Raw genomic sequence first — 21,142 nt, 5'->3', positions numbered from 1 at the left:
CGCGCGAGGGCACACCATGCTGGAAGGACTGGGCCGAACACAGCAGGACCTGCTCAATGCACTGCTGCACCATGGGGGCGGCATGAGCATTGACGAGTTGGCTGAACACCTGGCCATCACGCGCACGGCGATCCGCCAACACCTGGCGGCGCTGGAGCGTGACGGTCTGGTGCTGCGCGGCGACACCCGTCCGACGGGCCGTCGTCCGGAGCAGCTGTATCGGCTCACCGACCACGCGCGGGAGCAGTTCCCTCGCCACTATCAGCTACTGGCCAGCGTATTGATTGATGAAGTGGCGGGCATCATCGGTCCTGAAGCCCTGACTTCACTGATGCGCAGCATGGGCCGCAAACTGGCTTTGGACCGTGAGCAACAGGTCGTGGATGAAGCCAGGATCGTCCAGCACATGAACCAGGCGGGCTACGAAGCCGAGGTATTTTTCCGCTCAGGCGACACACCGGAAATCGTCGCGCATAACTGCGTGTTCCATCGGCTGGCCGCCGAGCATCCGGTGGTCTGCGAACTGGACCTGGCCTTGATCGGCGCGTTGGGCGGCGGTGAAGTCGAGCACAGCGAGTGCATGGTACGCGGCGGGCATGTCTGTCGCTTCAGGCTGCGTCCGAGTGAAACTCCGGACGTCGCGACTGACGCTGCTCCAGCCGATACCGATCGGCCAGCCTAACGCTTGCGTGACAGCCGTTGCTGCCAGTTTCCGGCGTTGTCGCGCTGGCAGGCTTCTTCAGAATCGAACAGCACATGGGCCGCCACCGGGCTGAGCTGAATCTGCGCCTCACCCAAGGCAATGGCGGTGAATTCGACCATGCGTTCGCCCTGCCCTTTGGCCAGCGCCTGCTCCCTGTTGACCTGGGTATCGAAAACCCAAACCACCTTGAGGCTGGCCGGAAACAGGGCGTAGTCGGCGATATGGGTCAACCACTGAAACCCGACGATTTCCGCTTTGGCCGTCTCGCACGCTTCGGTCAGGGTGGCGACCAGGCGCCGCTCGATGTGCGCCTGATCGCGTTTGCTCAAACCCATGGATTGATCCTTGTCTGGGGCGAAAAAGTCCCATCATACAGACCTGCCGACACCCTTCGTCGGACTCATGGCTTCGCCCGAAAATAGACAGGTGCCCGCCGTGAACCTTGTTCCAAGGCGCCAGTCATAGCCCAGCGCTTTTCCCCTCTTTCTTCGTCGTCATCTCATCAGAGTTGTCCGTCCATGCGCCAAACTGTCGTTGCCTTGCGCTTTTCTTCGCTGTGCCTGTTTTCCCTGCTCCCGGTTTTTGCAAGCCCCGCCCAAGCCGATGGGCAACGGCAACTGGCAGACGCCATCAACGACTATCGCGCCCATCCGCAACGCTGCGACCGGCGGCCGACGCAACGCTTATCCCCCCTGACATTCAAGTCGAACCTGGCCCTGCCCGTTGGCTATGGCGGTGGATTGCGGGACCGATTAAAGGCTTCCGGCTATCAGGCCACCATGGTGCGGTCCATCCGCGTGGTGGGTGCACGGGACGCCGAAGAAGCCTTCGACATGTTCCAGGACGAGCACTGCGCCGCGCTGCTCGACACCCAATACGCCGACATCGGCGTCAGCCGCGCCGGGAGTGAGTGGCAAGTGGTACTCGCCAAGCCGGTACTCGACGGGAAAACCGGCGATCCACGCAGTGCCGCACAGGCGTTGCTGGCGCAGGTCAATGCAGCCCGGGCCAAGCCGCGCCTGTGCGGTCGCCAGCGGTTCGCCGCCGCGCGGCCGCTGTCCTGGAGTACAGCCTTGGGCTCCGCAGCACAAAACCACAGCAAGGATATGGCCTACGGTAACTATTTCGCCCACCAGGACCCCGACGGAGACATGCCCTATGACCGCGCCAAGGCCGCCGGCTACCGTGGCCGGCAGATCGGTGAAAACATCGCCGCCGGACAAGGTTCCCCCAGCAAGGCCATGGCCGGCTGGCTCGCGAGCCCCGGGCACTGCGCCAACCTGATGAACCCGATGTTCACCCAGGTCGGCGCCGCGTACGCCGCCAACGCGCGCAGCGACAACGGTGTTTACTGGACGATGCTGTTTGGCGCGCCTTGAGCCGCCGGCCGGACCCACCTTGCGGGCATTAAAAAGCCCGCACTGAGCGGGCTTCGTGGGTGAATGTAACAAGTAGGTGGCCGGCGCTGGTCTCCGGCTTACAAGGTTTATCAGGCCTCCCACAAAAGAGCCGTAAAACTGTAATGGAACTCTTCTGCTTCACACGGCATAAGGGCTGGATCCCAGCGCGGGGATCTTTCTAACCGTGTACCCTTCGGAACGCGCCCCACGTCTCCTTGCTATCCTTTTGCGCATCAGTCTGCGTCTTCACCTACAGGTTTGAGGATAGCAAAACAGGAGCGATTGCCAACCAGGCTTTTAGACCGATTTCGACCAGCAGAAAACATGGCAGGACGGAAAAATACTATCGGTACGCAAATGACTGTAATGGATGAGTTTCGCCAAGGCAGTTGCCTTTGTGGGAGCGGGCTTACTCGCGAAGGCGGTGTGCCAGACATCATTGATGCTGCCTGACACACCGCTCCCACGCGCCTCACGAAGGCCGGCGCACCACCCTCACCTTGCCGCTATCGCCGCCACCGCAGAACAACCGCTCGCCGCCATCGGACTCGAGCCCCGACACGCCCACGCCTTCGGGCATTGTCAGGCTCTGCAGCACTTTGCCCGATTGCGGATCGATCCGGCGCAGCTCGCTTTCATCGCCTTCCCACGTACCGTGCCACAGCGCACCGTCCACCCAGGTCACGCCGGTGACGAAACGGTTGGACTCGATGGTGCGCAGGATCTTGCCGGTCTCGGGGTCAATCTGGTGAATCTTGCGTTCGCGGTACTGGCCCACCCACAACGTCCCTTCGGCCCAGGTCAGCCCCGAATCGGTGCCTGCGCCGGGGGCAGGAATGGTCGAGAGGATACGGCCGCTGCGGGGGTCGATCTTGTGGATGCGGTCTTCGGCGATCTGGAACAGGTGTTCTCCGTCAAACGCGGTGCCGGCATGGGCAGCGACATCGATTGAGCTCAGCACCTTGCCGCTTTCCGGGTCCAGGGCGTTGATTTTGCTGTTACTTGCGAACCAGACCTTTTCGCCGTCCCAGGTGACGCCGCACACGTGGTCGACATCGGTAAACGGGCCATATTCACGAATGATTTCAGCAGTTGCGTGTTTCATCTGGCATTCCTCGATGGGGGTTGGTGGCGTTCATCCTAGCCACCGGGCAGCGGTGCCGGGAGTAACAAGGTCGTCGCGAATCCCGGCACGGGCGGCGTCATCCAGCGCCGTGCGCGACCACGGCCAAACCACTGCACCTTGCCCTGCTCCGCCAATGTATCGAGCGCCCGTTGCACCGTGCGCTGGCTGGTACCCAGCGCCAGTGCCAGGGCGGAACTGGACCACGACTCGCCATCGGCGAGGCAGGCCAATACCCCGGCAAATTTCTCCTCGACCGGTTGCGCCAGCACCACCACCTCCGTGCACACCGACGATTGCAGGGCATAACCGCGGGCCGTCGCGATGACGTCGGCCAACGGCTTGAGCGCCTTGCGCAGCCTGCCGATTTCCACGCGAAGCCGGGCGCGATGGGATTCATCCGAAAGCTTCAGACGGAATGCCCGGGCGATCAGCACTTCCCGCGCAACATCGACGGGCCAGGCCTCGGCCAACGCACGGGCGAGCACGAACAGGATCGGCCGCGTCGCCAGCGGCACCGACATGCCACAGCCGTGCACAACGTACCGGCAGGCATCCACCACCAGTGACGTTGAACAGAACAACGCTTCAACGTCATCGAGCAACAACGGCCGTGCTTCACCCTGGGCAATCAGGCGTGCCGCTGGGGCATCCAGCAGATGCGCAGCGTGTTCCACCTCAGCCATCAGCGCGGCAATCCCGGTTTGACCGGCAGCCTGCCCGGCCCTGTTCAAAGCCTCCCGCGCTTCGTGCGATTGCAGGCGGCGAATGGCGATCCCCGCCAGCACCAGTTCATGGGTTGCGCGCAAGGCTGGCGGCAACGGGTTGGGGTCGAGTTCAGCCAATAGCTGCTGCGCCTCGTCGAGCTGCCCGATCAGCAGCAAACGGCGGATTTGCAGATAACGCGCATGGGCGGCATTGACCCGGTCACCGTGGTGTTCAAGGGTGACCCGCGCCGTTTCGAGCGCCTTGACCGGCCAGCCGAGCTCCCGGGAAGCCAGGGCAATTTCGGCCTCGGCCACCACACAGCGCGCCCGGGCCAGTACTTCCCTGGGTGCAAAGGCCCGTTGCGCACGCTTGACCAGCGCCCTGGCCCGCAACAGATCGCCCAGTTGCGCCATAGCGATACCGCGCAGGGCCAGTGCCGGTGCGTCGTCGCGCAAGGCCACGCGGTCCAGTGCGCCCAGCGGATTGCCCGCCGCCAGCGCCTGTGCGGCGGCCGCGATCATCGAGTCCATCGAAATCCCGCCACGCTTGTCACTCCCATCATTCGATACCCGGGTTTAGTCTAAATCACGACCTTTCACCAGGAGCGTACAACGATGAACACCCACAAAACCGCGTCCCGGGACCAATGGCTGGCGGCACGCCTGCAACTGCTCGAAGCGGAAAAGGCCCTGACCCGACGCAGCGATGAAGTGGCCAGGCAACGCCAGGCATTGCCTTGGGTTCGCCTCGACAAGGCGTACCGCTTCGATACCGACAACGGCAGCGCCACCCTGGCCGAACTCTTTCAAGGGCGCTCGCAACTGCTGGTCTACCACTTCATGTTCGGCCCCGACTACACGGCCGGCTGCCCTTCCTGCTCAGCCATCGCCGATGGCTTCGACCCCATCGTCGTCCACCTGGCGAACCACGACGTTACCTTGATGGCGATATCCCGCGCGCCGTTGGCGAAACTGCAGGCCTACAAGCGCCGAATGGGTTGGACTTTCCCCTGGGCTTCGGCCGCCGATAGCGACTTCACCGCCGACTTCAACGTTTACTTCACCGAAGCGCAGCAGCGTGAAGGGCTGGTCGAGTACAACTATCAGCGCGGCGGGCATGCCATGGACGCCAGCCAGATCCCGGAACCGGTGAAACAGTTCGCCGCGACCTGTGGCACCGATGCACCGACCTACACCCGCGACAGGCCGGGGTTGAGTACGTTCGTGTTGGAAGACGGCGAGATCTATCACACCTACTCCACCTACGCGCGGGGCCTGGACGGATTGTGGAGCATGTACCAATGGCTCGACCGCGCGCCGAAGGGCCGCAATGAGACCGGGCCCTGGTGGCGCCGGCATGATGAGTACCGGTGAGCGCCAGCGGTATCACTGACCGCCGATGAAGACATCCGCCAGCTTGTCCACCAGCGCCGGCTTGGTCTGCGAGACCCAGCGTCGGGTCGACCATTCCTGCCATTCCTCGGCACGGTCCAGGGTGTAGCGCGGCACAAAGTCGCCAAGGAACCGGCCGAGGTTGTGCAGGGTGACGTCATGGCCGGCGTTGGCCATCTGCTCCAGCAGATCCCTCAGGGCCACTTCGAATTCCGGTGGCCATTGTTCGCCGGCCAACACTTGCTCGACCGTAGAATGGCGATCAAAGCCAAGCGAATTGCACACTGGCATTGGCATATTCCTCGGTAGGCGTTGTGGATGAAGTCAGCCAAAGATGCTGCACAGCTCAATGCTGCGCAACCACTTCACCTGACGGGCCCCGGAATGACGATCGCTTCCCGAGACCAATGAAAGATGCTCGCCGAGCTCCGTCTGCTCGTGGGAATGTTGTCGGTACACCACCAGAACCGCATCGCCCACGTCGGTATTGATCAGTTCGTTCCAACTGAACAACGCGACATAGCCGTCACTGGCACGCGCCACCACATAGGCGCGTTTCCAGCCTTTGGGGTCATCACTCTTCAACCCGGCCTTGAGGACAATTTCCCGCAGCAGCACCCCGCGATAGCCCTTTTTTTGTGCTTTTTGCGCATTGCCCTCGCAGGTATTGCTGGTCAGTCTCACCCAGTCATAGCCCGGCATGGCGTGCAGGTCGGCCACGCTCAGGCACAGCGGGTTCTGCACTTGCCCGACCACCTCCAGTGTCTGCTCAGCCACATTGATGACCGGGCGTGACAACAACACGGGTTTGGCGCCGGGGCGAACAAGGCTTTGCACAGTCGAAAAAATTGAACGCATGGCGATGCTCCTGTCGGGGTTGACCAATCACCTGACGGTCCTGGGCTGCCCACCGGCAAGCCAGGACCGGTCCCGTGCTTAAAGCAGCGGCAGGCTGTAGCTGAGGATCAGGCGGTTTTCATCCAGGTCGCTGCTGGCATTGCCACGCAAGCTGGCGTTACGCCAGGAAATGCCCACCCCCTTGAGTGGACCGCTTTGCAGCGCATAGTCGATCCGCAGGTCGCGCTCCCACTCTTTGCGATCACCGGCGGCGGAGTCGATGTTGTCGCCGCTCAAATAAGTGACCACGGTCTTGAGCCCCGGCACGCCAAGCGCGACGAAGTCATACCCGTACTCGGCCAGCCAGGTGCGCTCGCCGGCGCTGAGGAACTTGCCGATCTGCCGGTCGGTGATCAGGTACGCAGTGGCGCCGTCACCCTGGTTGACGAACGGGAACGCGCTGTCACCGGAGACTTGCTGGTAGCCCGCGCTGAAGGCATGACCACTCAGGCTATAGGTGAACAGGGCACTCCAGGTGTTGTTGTCCACCTCGCCGGCATGGGTGTCGCCCGCTTTCCAGAAACCGCTGCTTTTGTAGCCCAGGGCCCGCCCGGCGGCGTTACCGTTCTTGCCATCGGCGCTGCTGTTGAAATAGCGCAGGTCAGTCTTCAGCGCGCCGGGGCCGATGGCCATTGTGTGGATCAGGCCGAGGAAGTGCTGTTGGTAGAAATCTTCGAGGCTGCCGTAGTAGTACTGGGCGGTCAGGTCCTTGGTGATCTTGTAGTCGCCACCGGCGAAGACAAAGTTGTCCGAGTCGGCCAGCGGCGTGCTGGCCGGAGTGCGGGCGGGACGTGTCGCGCCGGCGATGCGCAGGTCGATATCGTCGGTGGAGCTGCGGGTCTTGGTGCTCTGCAGTTGACCGGCGGTGAGGGTCAGGCCGTTGATTTCGCTTGAGGTGATCTGCCCGCCTTCGAAGGTTTGCGGCAGCAGCCGACCGTCGTTGAAGTTGATCACCGGCAGCTTGGGCTGCAGGGTGCCCAGGCGTGCTTCGGTCTTGGAAATGCGCACTTTGCCGGTCACGCCGCCCTTGGAATACTCATCGACCGCATGGCCGTCGCTGTCTGTGGGAAACAGCGCCCCCGGCGTGCGGTCGATACCGGCCTTACCCACGCGACCGCCGCTGTCCAGTTTCAGCCCCGTCATGGCGATAGCGTCCAGGCCAAAGCCGACGGTGCCCTGGGTGAATCCGGAGATCACATTGAGTTGCAACCCCTGCCCCCACTCCTTGGCCTGGCTGGCGTAGGCGGCATTGCCCACCTTGCCCTGGCTTTCCCGGTTGTCAGAATTGAAATAGAAATTGCGCAGGTTCAGCGAGGCCTTGCTGTCTTCGATAAAACCGGCGGCGATGGCCTGGTGGGTCAAACCACCCAGGGTGATGGCCAGGGCCAGGGGTTGCAGCTTCATTGTGTTTACTCCGGTGCGGGTCTCTTGTTTTTTGGCGTCCAGGGTCCTGATCCCCTCATGACCTGACGTTTTCGCCAATCGCTATATATTTTTGTATATAGCGATTGGCGAAATTTAAGGCCTGCAAGTCTGCAAGCGCCGTCAGTGAAACGTGATTGAGGCTCGGAAAAGATCGAAACAGGTCTGGCGGCCTGCATCTTTCTAGAAGCTGACTTTTAAGTCAATAAATTTAACAAAAGCGTATAGAGCGTTTGATCACGCTTGCTACACGCTCTGTTTGGCCGAAAGAGTCTAGGAATTCCCCTCGATTCATGAGCAATCCGGCAACAGTGTTTATCCCCCCGACCGATTTTTGCGCCCCCTCCAAACGCCTAATATCGGCTCTACCCGAGTGAGCAAACCCAATCAGATGCAACCCGCTCACAAGGCTGAACACCCCTTGCAGGACAACATTCCAAACCACGAGGTGAAGACCATGAAACTGTTGAACATCGCACTCTTTGTTGCCCTCGGCGCCGCTGGCACCCAGGCCTTTGCAGACGACAGCCACTCGACTGCCGCCACCAGCCAAACACCCGTCGAAACCTATACCTATGGCACCAGGCTGGATATCAAACGCGTCATCGAAGTCTCGGAAATCGCCAATGAATGCGGACCGGTCCCGGCGCGCATGACCTATGAAGATTCCCAGGGTCAACGCCGCACCATCGAATATCAAGTCATGGGCAGCGGGTGCTCGAACGGTTGAGCACTGTATGGACGATGGAGGGTCGACACTCCATGGGTACAGCGCCAGCCACATCGCTACACAGATGCACCGACAATTTTTTCATCAGACGCCAGCAACCCCGGAATGGAATGCTTCAGGAATTCCACCCAGGTTTTTATTTTTGCATCCACGAACTTGCGTGACGGGTAGATCGCAAACAGGTTCAGCTCCTCCAGCCGATACCCCGGCAATACCCGCACCAAAGTCCCCGCCCTCAGGCCTTCGACGGCCGAAGCAATCGGTTGAATGCCGATCCCCATCCCGTTCTTGATCGCGAATGTCATGGCGTCGGCCGTGTTGACGTGAAAGGGCGACGCCGGTGTGCTGAACGTTTCTATCCCCTGCGGACCTTCGAATACCCAGTTTTCGACCGGCATGACCGTGTTGACGATTCGCAGGCAATCATGGCCGCCAAGCTCACTCGGCGACGCGGGAGTCCCGCGTTTGCTCAGGTAGGCCGGCGAGGCGCAGAGAATGCTGTAGGTGATGCCCAACCGCTGGGCGACAAACCCGGAATCGGGCAGGTCCCGCGCCAACACAATCGACATGTCATAGCCTTCCTCGAGCAAATCCGGCAGCCGATTGGTCACGGTCAGGTCAAACAGAACCGAAGGATAGGTTTCCCTGTAGCGGGCAATGGCGCCGATCACGTAATGGTTGCCGATGGCCGACATGGCATGGATTTTCAGCCGGCCGGCGGGCATGACCTGAGCGGTGCCCGCCTCTTCGTCGGCCTCGCGCATGTCCTGCAGAATCCGCTCGCAGCGCTGCAAATAGCGCACACCGGCTTCGGTCAGTGCCAGGCGCCGGGTGGTGCGGTTGATCAGCCGCGTTTGCAGCCGGGCCTCCAGGCTGGAAACGGCTTTTGAAACGTTGGTCGTGGTGGTGTCCAACATCGCGGCTGCCGCGGTGAAGCTGCCGCTTTGGGCCACCGCCGCGAAACAGCGCAGGGTCTGGAACACATCCATCGTTTTCACCTCAAGGGATAGGCAAGCAGGACGGCCCCGTGACGGACCGCCCTGGCGTCGGCAACTACTGCTTGCGCGGAATGAACCCGGGGACACCGGTTTCAACCACCGAGTTGAAGCGTATACGGGTTGTGATGTCTTGTTGAATCTCCATCATGGCCCTGTGCGGCAAGGTCGATATATCGATGTTTTCCCGGATATGGCTCGGCGTTGCCGAGGTGGTCAGGAACGCCACCCCACGTTGTACCGACCAGGCCAGTGCCACCTGGGCCGGGGTTTTCTGCAGGCGCCGGGCGATGCCGACAAGCACCGGGTCTGCCAGCACATTCGGTTCCATGCCGTGCCCCAGTGGCGCAAACGCCAGCACGATGATCCCGTGCTCCTTACAGAACTCGAGCAACTCCCACTCCGGTAAATAAGGGTGGGCCTCGACCTGCACCACCGCGGGTTTTATCCGGGCGACGGCGACCAGCGCTTTCAGCGCCTGCAGCGTGATATCGGACACACCGATGGACCTCGCCCGCCCCTCATCCACCAACCGCTCAAGCGCCCGCCACGTCTCGATCAGCGTCACGCCGTCGTCGTAGATGACATTGCCCTGCTCGTCCCGCGGGTCCTGGTTGTCACCGGGTTGAAAGGCAAACGGCGTGTGGATCAGGTAGCAGTCGATGTAGTCCACTTGCAGGCGCTGGCAACTGGCTTCGAACGCGGGCTCGACGCGCTCGGGGCGGTGGTTGGTGTTCCACAGTTTGGTGGTGATGAACAGCTCCTCGCGGCGAATCTTGCCCGCCTTGAGCACTTCCATCAGCGCAACACCCACCTGCGCTTCGTTGCTGTAGCGCTCGGCACAATCGAAGTGGCGGAAACCGGCGGCCAGCGCTTCCTTCACCGCTTCAGTCGTGGTGGCGAGATCACGGAACAAGGTGCCGAATCCAACCGCCGGCATCTCGACCGCCCCATGGTTGAGCAGGAATCCGGTATCGCGCAGTCCGTCGTGAAAGGCTTCATAAGTCATGTGATTACTCCAGGCCGCAGCCGTTATTGATACGAAGGTTTCTGCCCGTCGCCGGACGCCACGCGTTGCTCGAACGCACCGACTGCATTGCCACCCAGGGCAACGAACAGCTGCACGGTGTCGAGGTACTGCGCGGTGTTCACGCGGATCTGTCCCAGCAGCGCCTGCTCAAAGGCACGCTCCGCTTCCAGGACCTGGAGGATGCTGTTCTCGCCTTGTGCAAAGGCTTGCTGGTTCAACTGCAAACTGGATTCGGCCGCGCGCAAGGCATCGGTTTGGGCCTGGTGTTCCTCGGCGTCATGGTTGATCGCCTGCAAGGTGTCGGCGACCTGCCCGAACGAGGTAATGACCGTTTGCTGGTAACCGGCGAGCGTCGCCTTGTAACCGTCGACGGCGGCCTGCTGCTGCGCCTTGAGCGTGCCCCCATCGAAGAGCGGCCCGGCCAACCCCGCAGCGAAACCCCAGAGTGCCGCGCCGCCATTGCCGGAAGCCGCCTGCGCCAGGGACGCCGACAGCGTGACGTGGGGATAGAGGTTGGCCGTCGCCACGCCCACCGCCGCGCTGGCCATGTGCAGTTGCGCCTCGGCTTGCAGCACATCCGGCCGGTCGTGGGCCATCTCCGAAGGCAGACTCACCGGCATGTTCGACGGCAGGGCAAACTCGCTCAAATCGAAGTCGGGAGCGATCCAGTCCGCCGGCCCCGTCCCCGTCAGAATCGACAATGCGTGGCGTGCCGCGTCACGTTGCTGAGCGAGGGGCGGCAACAAGGTGCGGTCCTGGGCGAGACGGGTCTCGGCCAGTGACACATCGATCTGCGTGGTGCTGCCGTTGAGTTGGGCCATGCGCACCAGTTCAAGGTTTTTCGCGTCATTGGCCAGCAGTTTTTCCACGGCCTGTATCTGCGCGTTGGCGGAAGCCACCAGCAGCGCCTGGCTGGCAACGTTGCCGGTCAGGGTCAGGTACGCCGCTTCGTAGCGGTGCCGTTGCAGGTCGGTAAACGCCTGCTGTTGTTCAACCAGCCGCTGGTTGCCGCCGAACACATCAAGGTCGAACCCCACTCGCGGTCCTATCGCGTAGAAATTGGCGATGGCGGGTTCCCTGGCGTTGTGCAGCCGTTGACGACCGGCCACGGCAGCGAAATCGACCTGCGGATACAGCGTACCCTGCGCCGCCGCAACAGAAGAAGCGGCTTGCCGGATCGTCGCATCGGCAGCCACCAGATCCAGGTTGCCGTCGATGGCACGCCGCACCACGCGGTCGAGTTTCGGCGAGCCAAAGGCCGACCACCAGTCGCCATTGACCTTGTTGCCGAGGTCGATGCGAGGGTTATCACCCTGGGCAAGACGCTGCTCGGCCTGTGGGTCATAGTGCTGTGACGCACTCGCCGCCGGCGGTTGATAGTCGGGGCCAACGGTGCAGGCGGTCAGGAAGGCAAGCAGCGACAACCCCGCGAACTTCGTTTGCAGCAGATAGCGGTTGAGGACCAGCGCATAAGCATTCATCAGGCAAACTCCACGAAAACTAATTGGCCGCAACGGGCTTGCGAAGAAACAACACCAGCGGGCTCACCACCAGCATCACCACCATCAGGATCTTGAACTGGTCGATAACGGCGATGAACGCGGCCTGGCCGGTGATCATTTCGTTGAGCCCGTCGAGCACCTGCAAGGGCGCCGAGGTCAGCGAATGCGCAGCGGCGCGGAACGGCGTCAGGTTGCTGACCAGCGCCATGTGCATCGCCTGGGTGTTGTTGAAGAAAAACAGCTGCACGATCGCCACGCCCAGCGTGCTGCCGTAGACCCGGGCCAGATTGAACAGGCCGGTGCCTTCGGGGCGCAGCGTGGGGTCGAGCGTGCTGAACGCGACCTTGCTCACCGCCGGCATCAGGATGCCCAGGCCCACGCCCTGGATCGCACCGGCGACGGCCACGGGCCACTCGTCCATCAGCGGCGAATAGCCGAGCATCAGCCAGTTGGCATAAACCACCACCGCCACGCCTGCCGCCACGAAGGGACGACGGTCGAAACGCTCGGGCAGCCGCCCCATCAGCAGAAAAGCGCCAACCAGGCCCATGCCACGGGGAATCGTCAAGGCACCGGTGGTGTCAGGCGGGTAGCCGAGAATCTCGTCCAGCATCGGCGAGGTCAGGGCCATGGTCGACAACAGCACGAAACCGAGGGCGAAAAAGATCACCGTCGACAACACGAAGTTGCGGTCCTTGAACAGGCGCTTGTTGAGGAAATGCACCTTCGAGGTCAGCACATGCACCACGAACAGGTAGATCCCCAGCGCAGACGCCACGGCCTCCAGCCAGATCTCGGGCGAAGCGAACCAGTCCAGGCGCTCACCCCGGTCGAGCAGCATTTGCAGGCTGATCATGCCGAGGGTGAAGGTGCCGAAACCGAAAAAATCGAACGCCGGCGGTTTCTCGGCCTTCTTCTCGGTCAGCAACAGCGCCGCCACCAGGAAGATAAACGCCGACAGTGGCACGCTGAGGTAGAACATCGGCCGCCAGCCAAAATGCTCGGCGATCCAGCCACCGATACTCGGGCCGCTGACGATGCCGAACAGCACGATGGCGGTCCAGCTCGCGCCAAATTTCCCACGCTTGTCCTGCGGCAAGGTTTCCATGGCGATCGCCATCGACAACGGCGCCAGCACGCCGCTGGCGATGCCTTGAGCGATGCGCGCGCCGACGAATTCCAGTGGCGTCGTCGCCGACGTGGCAAGCAGCAAGCCAAGGACAAACAACGCCAGCGCCGCCTGATACACCCACTTCAAGCCAAAGCGCCCGGCCAGCCAATTCGCGAGCGGCATGCTGATCGCACTCGCGGCCAGGTACGAGGTGAAAATCCAGCCCGCCTGATCGTCGCTCATCGACAGGCTGCCCTGAATCAACCTGAGTGCCGAGTTCGGCAGCGGCAGGTTCGCCGACTGCATATAGGTCGCCAGCAAAGCGGCGAACCTGAGCGAGCGCGCACCCTCCCCACCGGGACTTACCATCGATTGGGTATTCATCAGGAGTTACCTGCGCTCAGCAACGCCTTGAGCGGATGCCACCAGGGGCTTTGAAACCGGGTGTCGATCCGCACCGTGGCGCTGGTCCCGGAGAACAGCGGCAGCGTCGGGTCCACTTCGTCGAGCTCAAGCCGTACCGGCACCCGTTGCGTCACCTTGACCCAGTTGCCGGTGGCATTCTCCGGCGGCAGCAGCGCGAAATCCGACCCGGCCCCCGGGCTCATGCTGGTGACGTGGGCCTTGAACACGCGATCCGGGTAGGTATCGATGCGGATGGTGGCTTCCTGACCCGGACGCATGTGGGTCACGTCGGTCTCGCGGAAGTTGGCCTCGATCCAGATCTCGTGACCGGACAACAAGGCAAAGGCCGGCGCGCCGCTGTTGAGATGGTTGCCCACCTGCAGGTCGTCGACCTTGGCCACGATGCCATCCTGCGGCGCATACACCGTGGTGTACGAAAGGTACAACTGCGCCTCGTCGAGCTGCGCCCTGGCCTCGCGCACCGTCGGGTGACTGTCGGCATCGATGTCCGGATTGCCGTTCAAGGCGACCACGGTGCTGGCGATCTGTTGCTCGATGGACGCGATCCGCTGCCGCGCCACCTTCACGTCGGTGTCGGCGCGTTCGTAGATGGACTTCGACACGAACGCCGAAGCGACCAGGGCCTTCTTGCGGGCAAAATCCTTTTGGTCGAAGTCAGCCGACTCTTTCGCCGATTGCAGTTCCGCCTGTTGCTGGCGGTAGCTGGCCTTGAGCCCGTCGATACGCAGCCGCGCCACGCTCAGTTGTGCTTGCGCGCGGTCGACCGCGATCTGGAACGGCTTCGGGTCGATCCGGAACAACACCTGGCCCTTGCGGACCTGCTGATTGTCCTCGACGGCGATCTCTGCCACTTGCCCGGAGATCCGCGCATTGATCGAGGCCTTCGCCACCCGGGCGTAAGCGTTATCGGTCGAAACATAAGCCTGCCCCGACACAAAGTGGGCATAGCCCAGTGCCGCGAAGAGGATGGGAACACCCACCATCAGCCAGGGACGCAACCTCTGTTGCAGTGGTTTGCTGTTACGCGAGTCAGCCGGGTTTGGGCCAGGGTGCTCGAAGGTCTGCGAAGCGGGGATATCGAACTGTTTGGTCATGATCGAGTTCACCTTTAGCCGGGTAATCGGGTCGGCATCGGCAGCAAGCGCCAGCGGCCCGGAAGTCAATAACTGCTGTAAGGAAGCAAGCCCGTGCGCGGCCGGGAGGATCGCTCCCGGCGCGTCGGTTTCGTCGCCGCAACACTCAGTTCGCGCTCGGCTACCACAAACCCTGGAACAAGGAATTTCTGATTCCTTAATTTTGTGCCATTCTGTAAGAATATCCCTCGACCCACCCTCCCACAAGGATTTTGTACGACATGGCACAAAATAAATCGACAGAGGGCAAAGGCCGCGGCCGCCCTCGGGCCTACGACCCGCAGACAGCGTTGCAGCAGGCACTCGGTGTGTTCTGGAACACCGGCTATTCCGGCGCGTCGCTGGACAGCATCGCCACCGCCGCCGGCATGAATCGCCCCAGCCTCTATGCGGCATTCGGCGACAAGCACGCGCTCTATATCAAAGCGCTGGAGCAGTATTGGGAGTTTGCCGCGGCGTCCATGCACGAGGCGCTGACAGACCTGGACCTGCCGTTGGCCGAGGCCTTGCAGCGTTTCTACGAGGGGCAGTTATCGATTTACTTCTCGGGCGACGGCCAGCCCCGCGGCTGCTTCGCCATCGGCACGGCAACTACTGAAGCCGTCGAGGACCCGCAGATTCGCGAGGTGCTGTCCGACCGGTTGAGCCGGCTGGATGCCGATCTGGAAGTTCGATTGCAAGCGGCGAAAGAGGCCGGCGAGTTGAAAGACAATGCAGATCCGGCCGCCCTGGCCGTGCTCGCCTCGTCCCTGCTGCACAGCATTTCGATACGTGCCCGGGCCGGTAAATCCCGAGCCGACCTGACGGAGCTGGCACGCAATGCAATCAGAGTGATCTGCGGTGAGTGAAAAGCTCGAAGATATCCTCGCCGGGCAATTGGCCGTGATCTTTTGCGGCATCAACCCCGGCATGACGGCCGCCGCCCAGGGGCACCATTTTGCCGGGCGCGGCAATCGTTTCTGGCGCACGCTGCATCTTGCCGGGTTTACCCCAGAGCTTGTGCAACCGGAAAACGATCGGACGATCTTGAGTTATCACTGCGGATTGACCGCGGTGGTGGAACGCCCGACGGCCAGTGCCGATCAGTTGTCCTTGCACGAGTTCACCGCCGCCGCTGCCGACTTCGAACAGAAAATCGCCCGCCATGCGCCGCGTTTCGTGGCGTTCCTGGGCAAGGCGGCGTGGAGCGCGCTGACCGGTCAGCGGGAGATTGCCTGGGGCTTGCAGCCCAAGACGTTCGGCAATGCCTCGGTCTGGGTCCTGCCCAACCCCAGCGGGAGAAATCGAGGGTTCAGCCTCGAGCAACTGGTCACGGCCTACCGTGAACTGCGCCTGGCCGTCGACGCGCAGCAACGGGTGTAATCACGTCGGCGGAATCGTCGCGAGCATACCGATCAGGATGGTCAACAGCAGAAAACCGCCGAGAAAAATCGTCATCTTGGCCATGGGGCCTCCCACACTATGAATTGGCGGTACAGCGGTGCCGAGGGTTGCTGTACCGAAGACTTATTGTGGGCTGGCGACTGCATCCGTTACAGAGGCAGATTGCGTTGAAAAATACGGATCAGATCCGCTTTGAGGCTGTGCTTTCCGGGGTTTTACAGGCCAGAATTTGCGGGCGATATCCACGAAAGGCGTGACGATCAACCCCTGCAGCGTCAGGTAACGCTCGTGATCGTTCTCACCGGTGCCGAAGTGAATGGACTCGGGTCTGGACCGGGTGACGTAGAGCGTGCCGAACATCCAGTCCCACAGTGACAGATTGATGCCGAAGTTCTTGTTGAAGTGTCGCGGTGCGTCGCTGTGATGAATCTGGTGTTGCGCCGGGCTGCTCAGCACCCGCTCCAGCACCGGCCCGAAGGAAAACCAGACGTGGCTGTGACGCAGGTTGGCCGCCAGGGCATTGAAGACGAATACGATGTAGGTCACGCCAAACAAGGTATAGCGGCTGATCTCCCCGCCACAGACGTACCAGAAAACACCGGCAAACGCGCCGACGCAGATGATGTCCGTGAGCTTTTCGACCACTTCTTCCAGAAAGTGCACGCGGCTGGCGGTCGCCGGCACCAGCACGGGCGCCGAATGATGGACCTTGTGGAAGGCCCACAGATACCGCGAATGAAAAGCGCGATGGCCCCAGTAATGGCTGAAGTCCTTGACCAGAAATACCCCCAGCCCATAGAGCAGGGTCAGCGCCAGGTGCTCCTCCACTTGTGTACGTGCGCCCCACAGCTGGGTGAAGAACGCGATGTAGTCTGCTGAACGCAAGACGTACGGATCCACCAGGCCGACGATGGGCAGCACCAGGGCAACCTTGAGGACGGCGAGTACGAAGTAGTAGCGGTAGTCGAGCAGCGCCGAGCGATGCAGGTACACCCGGCGGCCGCCGATGAACTGGCCGAACGAGCGCGCATCGGTCAGACCCCGGGATTTTCGGTGGCGGAACAGGCAATAGGCGACGCCGTAAGACATGCAGAGAAAGGCTAGACCGAGTCTGCCGTTGAAGTCGAAAATGCCCAGGAACTGCCGGGTGACCGGCTCAAACACCCACTGGGATAAATAAAGATGGATTGCGGCAAGAACATCCATACCGGGCTGCCCAACGTAAATGGAAGGGCAATTGTAAATGAGAATGAGTCTTTAGTGTGTTGATTTATGACCGGCTGTCAGCCGCCCAGCGCAATGATCGCAAGGATCAGCACACCCCCCGAGGCGGCCATGATCACCCCACCCTGCCATTGCGTGGCGCCAGCGTATCTGGCGAGCATCCAGCCTGCGATGAACAGCACCACGAGTCCGATCAGGTTGGACAGGCGAATGGCGAGTGCCGTCTGATCGAGCAATATGAACGGCACCACCAGCGGAAATGTCGAGCCCACGACCAACAGGAAAACACCGAGGGCGCCCCTGAAGTCGCTCCAGCCCAGGCCCGCCCTGATCGGCAAGGAGGGCTGATCGAGCAGCCGACGGCGCAACAACTCCAGGCCTTCGCTGCCGGCCGCCGTCGCCAATTGCAACGGCAACACCTGCGCAACGAGCGCCTGACCGGCCGCGGCGTCCGTGCCATTGCGCAAGGCCATGTACAACTTGATCCTGCGCGTGCGCTCGACCAGTGCGCGCAACAGGTACATGACCGCATCGGCCAGTCCCCAGGCGAGATTGCAGCCGAGTGCGGCAATCATCATCGTGCGTTCGGCTGCCTGGTCTGCCGTGGCCACGCTGATGGTGCCGGTGAACGTCATGGCCATCAGCAGGCCGAAGATCACCTCGGTAATGCGCTCGACAGGGTCAAGGACAGGCGCCCTCTCGAACTGACCATTGCTTGGCATGAATTCACCCCGTCGCAGTGTGCTTGCACGATATCGGTCCACGCTTCGGCCAGGCACCGGTTGCCCAGGCTGGATATCCGCATCCCCGTCAAGTGTAGATTGAACGGCTACACTCATGCGCACACGTTATCTGCTTCAAAAGGAGTGGTTCATGCTTGATTACTTCGCCCTGGGCCTGCTCGTTTTTGTCGGGCTTATTCTGTTTTACGGGATCATCCTGCTTCACGACATCCCCTATGAAATTGCCGTCCACCGCAACCACCCTCACCAGGATGCGATCCACGCCACCGGCTGGGTCAGCCTGTTCACCCTGCACGCGCTGTGGCCGTTCCTGTGGATCTGGGCGATGGCCTATCGAGAGGATCGGGGCTGGGGATTCAGTGACGGACATTCACCCAAAAGTCATGTGGTTCACCTCGAACAACAGGTCGCCGAGCTGCAAGGCCGGATCGAGCGCCTGGAGGCAGCGACGGGCACGGCACAGAACCGGGTGCCAACGGACAATCTCGGCGAGGGCATTTGAGCCATGGATCTCTTACTCATTCTGACGTATGCCGCTCTGTGCGTAGCCATCTTCAAGATCTTCCGCATCCCCCTGAACAAATGGACGGTGCCCACGGCGGTGCTGGGCGGGATCGTGATTATCGGCGCGCTGATTTTCACCATGAACTACAACCACCCTTACTCCGAGGTGGCGCGTTCCTATTTCGTATCGGTTCCGGTGATACCCGTGGTCAGCGGCCAAGTGATCGATGTGCCGGTGAAGACCAACCAGCCCCTGGAAAAAGGCGATGTGCTGTTTCGCATCGACCCCGCGCCTTTCGAATACCGGCTCAGATCCCTCAAGGCACAGCTGGTTGCCGCCCAGGCCGATCGCGCGCGGATCACCGAGCTGATCAAGCGTAATTTCAGTACCCAACGGGAACTGGACATGGTGGTCGCGCGCAGTGATGACCTGAAGGCACAACTGGACAGCGCGCAGTACGAACTCGACAACACCACGGTCCGCGCGCCGAGCAAAGGCTTCGTCACCCATGTGTCGCTGCGTCCGGGCATGATGGCGACCAAGTTGCCGCTGCGCCCTTCGATGGTCTTCATTCCCGCCGAAGGGCACTACTTCTCGGCGTGGATGCGCCAGAACAGCCTGTTGCGCCTGACCGAGGGCGACGAGGCCGAGGTCGCATTCGACGGCATTCCCGGCAAGGTGTTCGAAGGCAAGGTCAAGACCGTCGTTTCGGTCATCGCCGAAGGCCAGATTCAACCGTCGGGCACGCTGATCGGCTTCACCGGTTCACCACCGGCCGGCCGGGTCCCGGTGATCATTGAAATCACCGACCCCGACTATGCCCAGTACGCCGGCCAGATGCCGGGCGGCGCCTACGGCCAGGCGGCGTTGTACAGCCAGCATTTCCATCACATCGCGATGATGCGCAAAATCCTTCTGCGCATGGCCGCCTGGATGAACTACATCTTCCCGTTCCACTAACCGGGTAGCATCGGCAACTGACTCAATCCTTGAATTGGGTCAGTTGCCGGTTCAGCGAACCGGACTGATTTCGCAGGCTAAGGAGCGGAGGAAGAAGGCCAGACAGCGGGTCGCACCGTTGTGGTGCTGGAAGAATCGACATGTAGGAGCGTGGCAGCGAGGGTCGGCGCTAAATAATCCAATACAGCAGCAGGCGAGAAGCAATCCAGTGAGACGCCAGGATCACCCCCCATGCCAACAGGGCACACATCAACAGGTAGCCCGCAAGGAACTTGAACATCGCGTCCCTTTCCATGCAACCCTCCCGGCTTTACAGCCAAACAGGGCGTTCAATGCCAACGCGTAACCATTACGACGTCCGTCTCGCCCGTATAGGTTTCGATTGCCAGAATGCTTTGCAGTTCCATAGGCTGGGTAATTGCACAGACTTGCCCACCCATTTGCATTCGACCTGATCCGTCATTTGCATCGGATTTGACCACCACGCTTCGTGACCATAACCGGTAGAGAACGCTCAGACGAAACATTGATCAATGCTGCGCAGAATTTAGTTGTGTTGCATCGACCGGTTGAATCCACAGTCGATTTTTGCCCTTCGCCATAGGCAGTAATCGGCCAAAAGCGGTCTTTCACGACGGCCATTTAAGACGTGCGGACGACCCATCAATGCCAGAGCTCACGATTGTTCCAGTAAGGTAAACCACCTATTGATAGTGCACCCAAAAATGTTTTGGTCACTTCAACATCACGAGTACCCGGAAATATCAGCTTACGCCTCCGTTTACATCCGGTGATGTTCCAGCAAGAAGTCCACGAACAATCGCACCCGCGCCGGCATTGCCGCCCCGCCGACGAACACCGCATGAATCGGTTCCTGGTCCCCGGGGTTCCAGGCTTCCAACAGCGGAATCAGGTCGCCTCGCTGCAGATCCTCGCTCACGCTGAACTCACCGATACGTGCAATGCCGGCACCTACTCGTGCGAGTTGTGCCAGCGCTTCACCACTGCTGCATTCGATGTTGCCGCTGACCTTTAGGGAAAACTCTTTTCCATCGCGGATGAACGGCCAGTTGGGTTCGGCACGCCGGAAGTTGAAGCGCAGGCAGTTGTGCTGTAGCAGGTCTTCCGGTTCCTGGGGGATGCCGTGGCGCTGCAGATACTCGGGCGATGCCACCACTACCTGGCCGGTGTCGCCGATCCTGCGCGCGGTCAGCGGGCTGTCGGGCAGATGGCCAAAGCGGACCGCGACGTCGGCCTGCCCGCCGAGAATGTCGACCACTTCGTCGCCGAGGGTGAGGTCGACGACGATGTTCGGGTAACGGGCGCTGAATGCTGCGACCAAGGGAACGATGGCCAGCCGCCCATGGCCAAGGGCGGCACTGACCCGCAATCGCCCCCTGGGTACGCCCTGGTCGGCGATGGCTTCTTCGACCTCGTCCATGTCGGCCAGGATACGCCGGGCGCCGCGCAGGAACGCTTCGCCCTCGGCAGTGAAGGTGATCGCTCGGGTGGTGCGCAACAGCAGGCGGGTGCCAAGACGTTGCTCGGTACGCGCGATGATCCGACTGACTGCCGAGGGTGTCAGGCCCAGTGCACGCGCGGCGGCCGACAGGCTGCCTTCCTGCGCCACGGTGGTGAACACGCTCATTTCACCTGACCTGCCGTTGAAATCCACTTGTGCCTCCTGCGCAAAGGTGATTGCCAAAAATGCTATCTACCGCCTGAAAAGACTGGATCGTAGCATTAGCGGCATAGA

The 21,142-nt window shown here is 61.5% G+C and carries 22 protein-coding genes; 8 read left to right on the top strand and 14 right to left on the bottom strand.

Annotated elements, in window-relative coordinates:
• The first annotated feature begins 16 nt into the window (after nt 1–16).
• Nucleotides 17–682, top strand: a complete 666-nt coding sequence (locus AABM52_RS12210) for a MarR family transcriptional regulator (protein WP_347911992.1) — start codon at nt 17–19, stop codon at nt 680–682.
• Here the strand turns inward: AABM52_RS12210 and AABM52_RS12205 are convergent.
• Entirely contained in the window at nt 679–1,038 is a 360-nt protein-coding gene (locus AABM52_RS12205; RefSeq protein WP_347911991.1) for a hypothetical protein, read from the bottom strand. The genes AABM52_RS12210 and AABM52_RS12205 overlap by 4 nt on opposite strands.
• Before the next feature lie 183 nt (nt 1,039–1,221).
• Between AABM52_RS12205 and AABM52_RS12200 the strand changes: the two genes are divergently transcribed.
• On the top strand, nt 1,222–2,082 hold the full coding sequence (locus AABM52_RS12200; protein ID WP_347911989.1) for a CAP domain-containing protein: 861 nt from the start codon (nt 1,222–1,224) through the stop codon (nt 2,080–2,082).
• A 493-nt stretch (nt 2,083–2,575) separates the two neighbouring features.
• On the opposite strand, the gene AABM52_RS12195 is transcribed toward AABM52_RS12200, so the two are convergent.
• Both AABM52_RS12195 and AABM52_RS12190 read right to left on the bottom strand, forming a co-directional pair.
• The gene (locus AABM52_RS12195; protein ID WP_347911988.1) at nt 2,576–3,208 is read right to left on the bottom strand and encodes a PQQ-binding-like beta-propeller repeat protein; all 633 of its coding nucleotides are present in this window, start codon (nt 3,206–3,208) and stop codon (nt 2,576–2,578) included.
• Nucleotides 3,209–3,243: 35 nt separating this feature from the next.
• A complete protein-coding gene (locus AABM52_RS12190; RefSeq protein WP_347911987.1) occupies nt 3,244–4,464 on the bottom strand; it encodes a helix-turn-helix domain-containing protein in 1,221 nt (406 codons plus the stop codon).
• Between the two features lie 84 nt (nt 4,465–4,548).
• On the opposite strand from AABM52_RS12190, the gene AABM52_RS12185 reads away from it, so the two are divergent.
• Entirely contained in the window at nt 4,549–5,307 is a 759-nt protein-coding gene (locus tag AABM52_RS12185; RefSeq protein ID WP_347911986.1) for a DUF899 domain-containing protein, read from the top strand.
• 12 nt (nt 5,308–5,319) lie between these two features.
• Here AABM52_RS12185 and AABM52_RS12180 read toward each other — a convergent pair whose 3' ends face one another.
• The 3 genes from AABM52_RS12180 to AABM52_RS12170 form a co-directional block, all read right to left on the bottom strand.
• Entirely contained in the window at nt 5,320–5,616 is a 297-nt protein-coding gene (locus tag AABM52_RS12180) for a hypothetical protein (RefSeq protein WP_347911985.1), read from the bottom strand.
• Nucleotides 5,617–5,649: 33 nt separating this feature from the next.
• Nucleotides 5,650–6,183, bottom strand: a complete 534-nt coding sequence (locus AABM52_RS12175; protein ID WP_347911984.1) for a molybdopterin-dependent oxidoreductase — start codon at nt 6,181–6,183, stop codon at nt 5,650–5,652.
• Nucleotides 6,184–6,261: 78 nt separating this feature from the next.
• On the bottom strand, nt 6,262–7,626 hold the full coding sequence (locus AABM52_RS12170) for an OprD family porin (protein WP_347911983.1): 1,365 nt from the start codon (nt 7,624–7,626) through the stop codon (nt 6,262–6,264).
• A gap of 475 nt (nt 7,627–8,101) precedes the next feature.
• Here AABM52_RS12170 and AABM52_RS12165 point away from each other — a divergent pair, with 475 nt between their 5' ends.
• The gene (locus AABM52_RS12165) at nt 8,102–8,374 is read left to right on the top strand and encodes a DUF2790 domain-containing protein (protein ID WP_347911982.1); all 273 of its coding nucleotides are present in this window, start codon (nt 8,102–8,104) and stop codon (nt 8,372–8,374) included.
• 56 nt (nt 8,375–8,430) lie between these two features.
• On the opposite strand, the gene AABM52_RS12160 is transcribed toward AABM52_RS12165, so the two are convergent.
• The 5 genes from AABM52_RS12160 to AABM52_RS12140 all read right to left on the bottom strand — a co-directional run bounded on the left by AABM52_RS12160 (nt 8,431) and on the right by AABM52_RS12140 (nt 14,532).
• Nucleotides 8,431–9,363 (bottom strand): LysR family transcriptional regulator, encoded by a 933-nt coding sequence (locus tag AABM52_RS12160; protein WP_347911981.1) that lies wholly within the window; start codon nt 9,361–9,363, stop codon nt 8,431–8,433.
• Nucleotides 9,364–9,427: 64 nt separating this feature from the next.
• A complete protein-coding gene (locus AABM52_RS12155) occupies nt 9,428–10,378 on the bottom strand; it encodes an aldo/keto reductase (protein ID WP_347911980.1) in 951 nt (316 codons plus the stop codon).
• A 23-nt stretch (nt 10,379–10,401) separates the two neighbouring features.
• Entirely contained in the window at nt 10,402–11,880 is a 1,479-nt protein-coding gene (locus AABM52_RS12150) for an efflux transporter outer membrane subunit (RefSeq protein WP_347911979.1), read from the bottom strand.
• Nucleotides 11,881–11,899: 19 nt separating this feature from the next.
• Entirely contained in the window at nt 11,900–13,396 is a 1,497-nt protein-coding gene (locus AABM52_RS12145) for a DHA2 family efflux MFS transporter permease subunit (RefSeq protein ID WP_347911977.1), read from the bottom strand.
• On the bottom strand, nt 13,396–14,532 hold the full coding sequence (locus tag AABM52_RS12140; protein ID WP_347911976.1) for an HlyD family secretion protein: 1,137 nt from the start codon (nt 14,530–14,532) through the stop codon (nt 13,396–13,398). The genes AABM52_RS12145 and AABM52_RS12140 overlap by 1 nt, the downstream gene beginning before the upstream one ends.
• Nucleotides 14,533–14,792: 260 nt before the next feature.
• Between AABM52_RS12140 and AABM52_RS12135 the strand changes: the two genes are divergently transcribed.
• Together AABM52_RS12135 and mug are read left to right on the top strand one after the other, a co-directional pair.
• Entirely contained in the window at nt 14,793–15,419 is a 627-nt protein-coding gene (locus tag AABM52_RS12135) for a TetR/AcrR family transcriptional regulator (RefSeq protein ID WP_347911975.1), read from the top strand.
• Nucleotides 15,412–15,933 carry a G/U mismatch-specific DNA glycosylase gene (mug, locus tag AABM52_RS12130; RefSeq protein WP_347911974.1) on the top strand — a complete coding sequence of 174 codons (522 nt, stop codon included), beginning with the start codon at nt 15,412–15,414 and terminating at the stop codon, nt 15,931–15,933. Before AABM52_RS12135 ends, mug begins: the two co-directional genes overlap by 8 nt.
• 144 nt (nt 15,934–16,077) lie before the next feature.
• Here the strand turns inward: mug and AABM52_RS12125 are convergent, their stop codons facing one another.
• On the bottom strand, nt 16,078–17,160 hold the full coding sequence (locus AABM52_RS12125; protein WP_347911973.1) for a sterol desaturase family protein: 1,083 nt from the start codon (nt 17,158–17,160) through the stop codon (nt 16,078–16,080).
• Between the two features lie 77 nt (nt 17,161–17,237).
• Entirely contained in the window at nt 17,238–17,900 is a 663-nt protein-coding gene (locus tag AABM52_RS12120; protein ID WP_347911972.1) for a hypothetical protein, read from the bottom strand.
• Between the two features lie 151 nt (nt 17,901–18,051).
• Between AABM52_RS12120 and AABM52_RS12115 the strand changes: the two genes are divergently transcribed.
• The gene (locus tag AABM52_RS12115; RefSeq protein ID WP_347911971.1) at nt 18,052–18,423 is read left to right on the top strand and encodes a DUF3302 domain-containing protein; all 372 of its coding nucleotides are present in this window, start codon (nt 18,052–18,054) and stop codon (nt 18,421–18,423) included.
• Nucleotides 18,424–18,426: 3 nt separating this feature from the next.
• Complete coding sequence (locus tag AABM52_RS12110) at nt 18,427–19,386, top strand: biotin/lipoyl-binding protein (protein WP_347911970.1); 960 nt, start codon at nt 18,427–18,429, stop codon at nt 19,384–19,386.
• 781 nt (nt 19,387–20,167) lie between these two features.
• On the opposite strand, the gene AABM52_RS12105 is transcribed toward AABM52_RS12110, so the two are convergent.
• Nucleotides 20,168–21,061, bottom strand: a complete 894-nt coding sequence (locus AABM52_RS12105) for a LysR family transcriptional regulator (protein ID WP_347911969.1) — start codon at nt 21,059–21,061, stop codon at nt 20,168–20,170.
• Nucleotides 21,062–21,142: the final 81 nt, after the last annotated feature.

It is taken from the genome of Pseudomonas grandcourensis, assembly GCF_039909015.1.
In the GTDB taxonomy this organism is placed as follows: Bacteria; Pseudomonadota; Gammaproteobacteria; order Pseudomonadales; family Pseudomonadaceae; genus Aquipseudomonas; species Aquipseudomonas grandcourensis.
The sequence above is the reverse complement of the archived record's forward strand: the minus strand, read 5'-3'. Positions and strand labels throughout refer to the sequence as shown.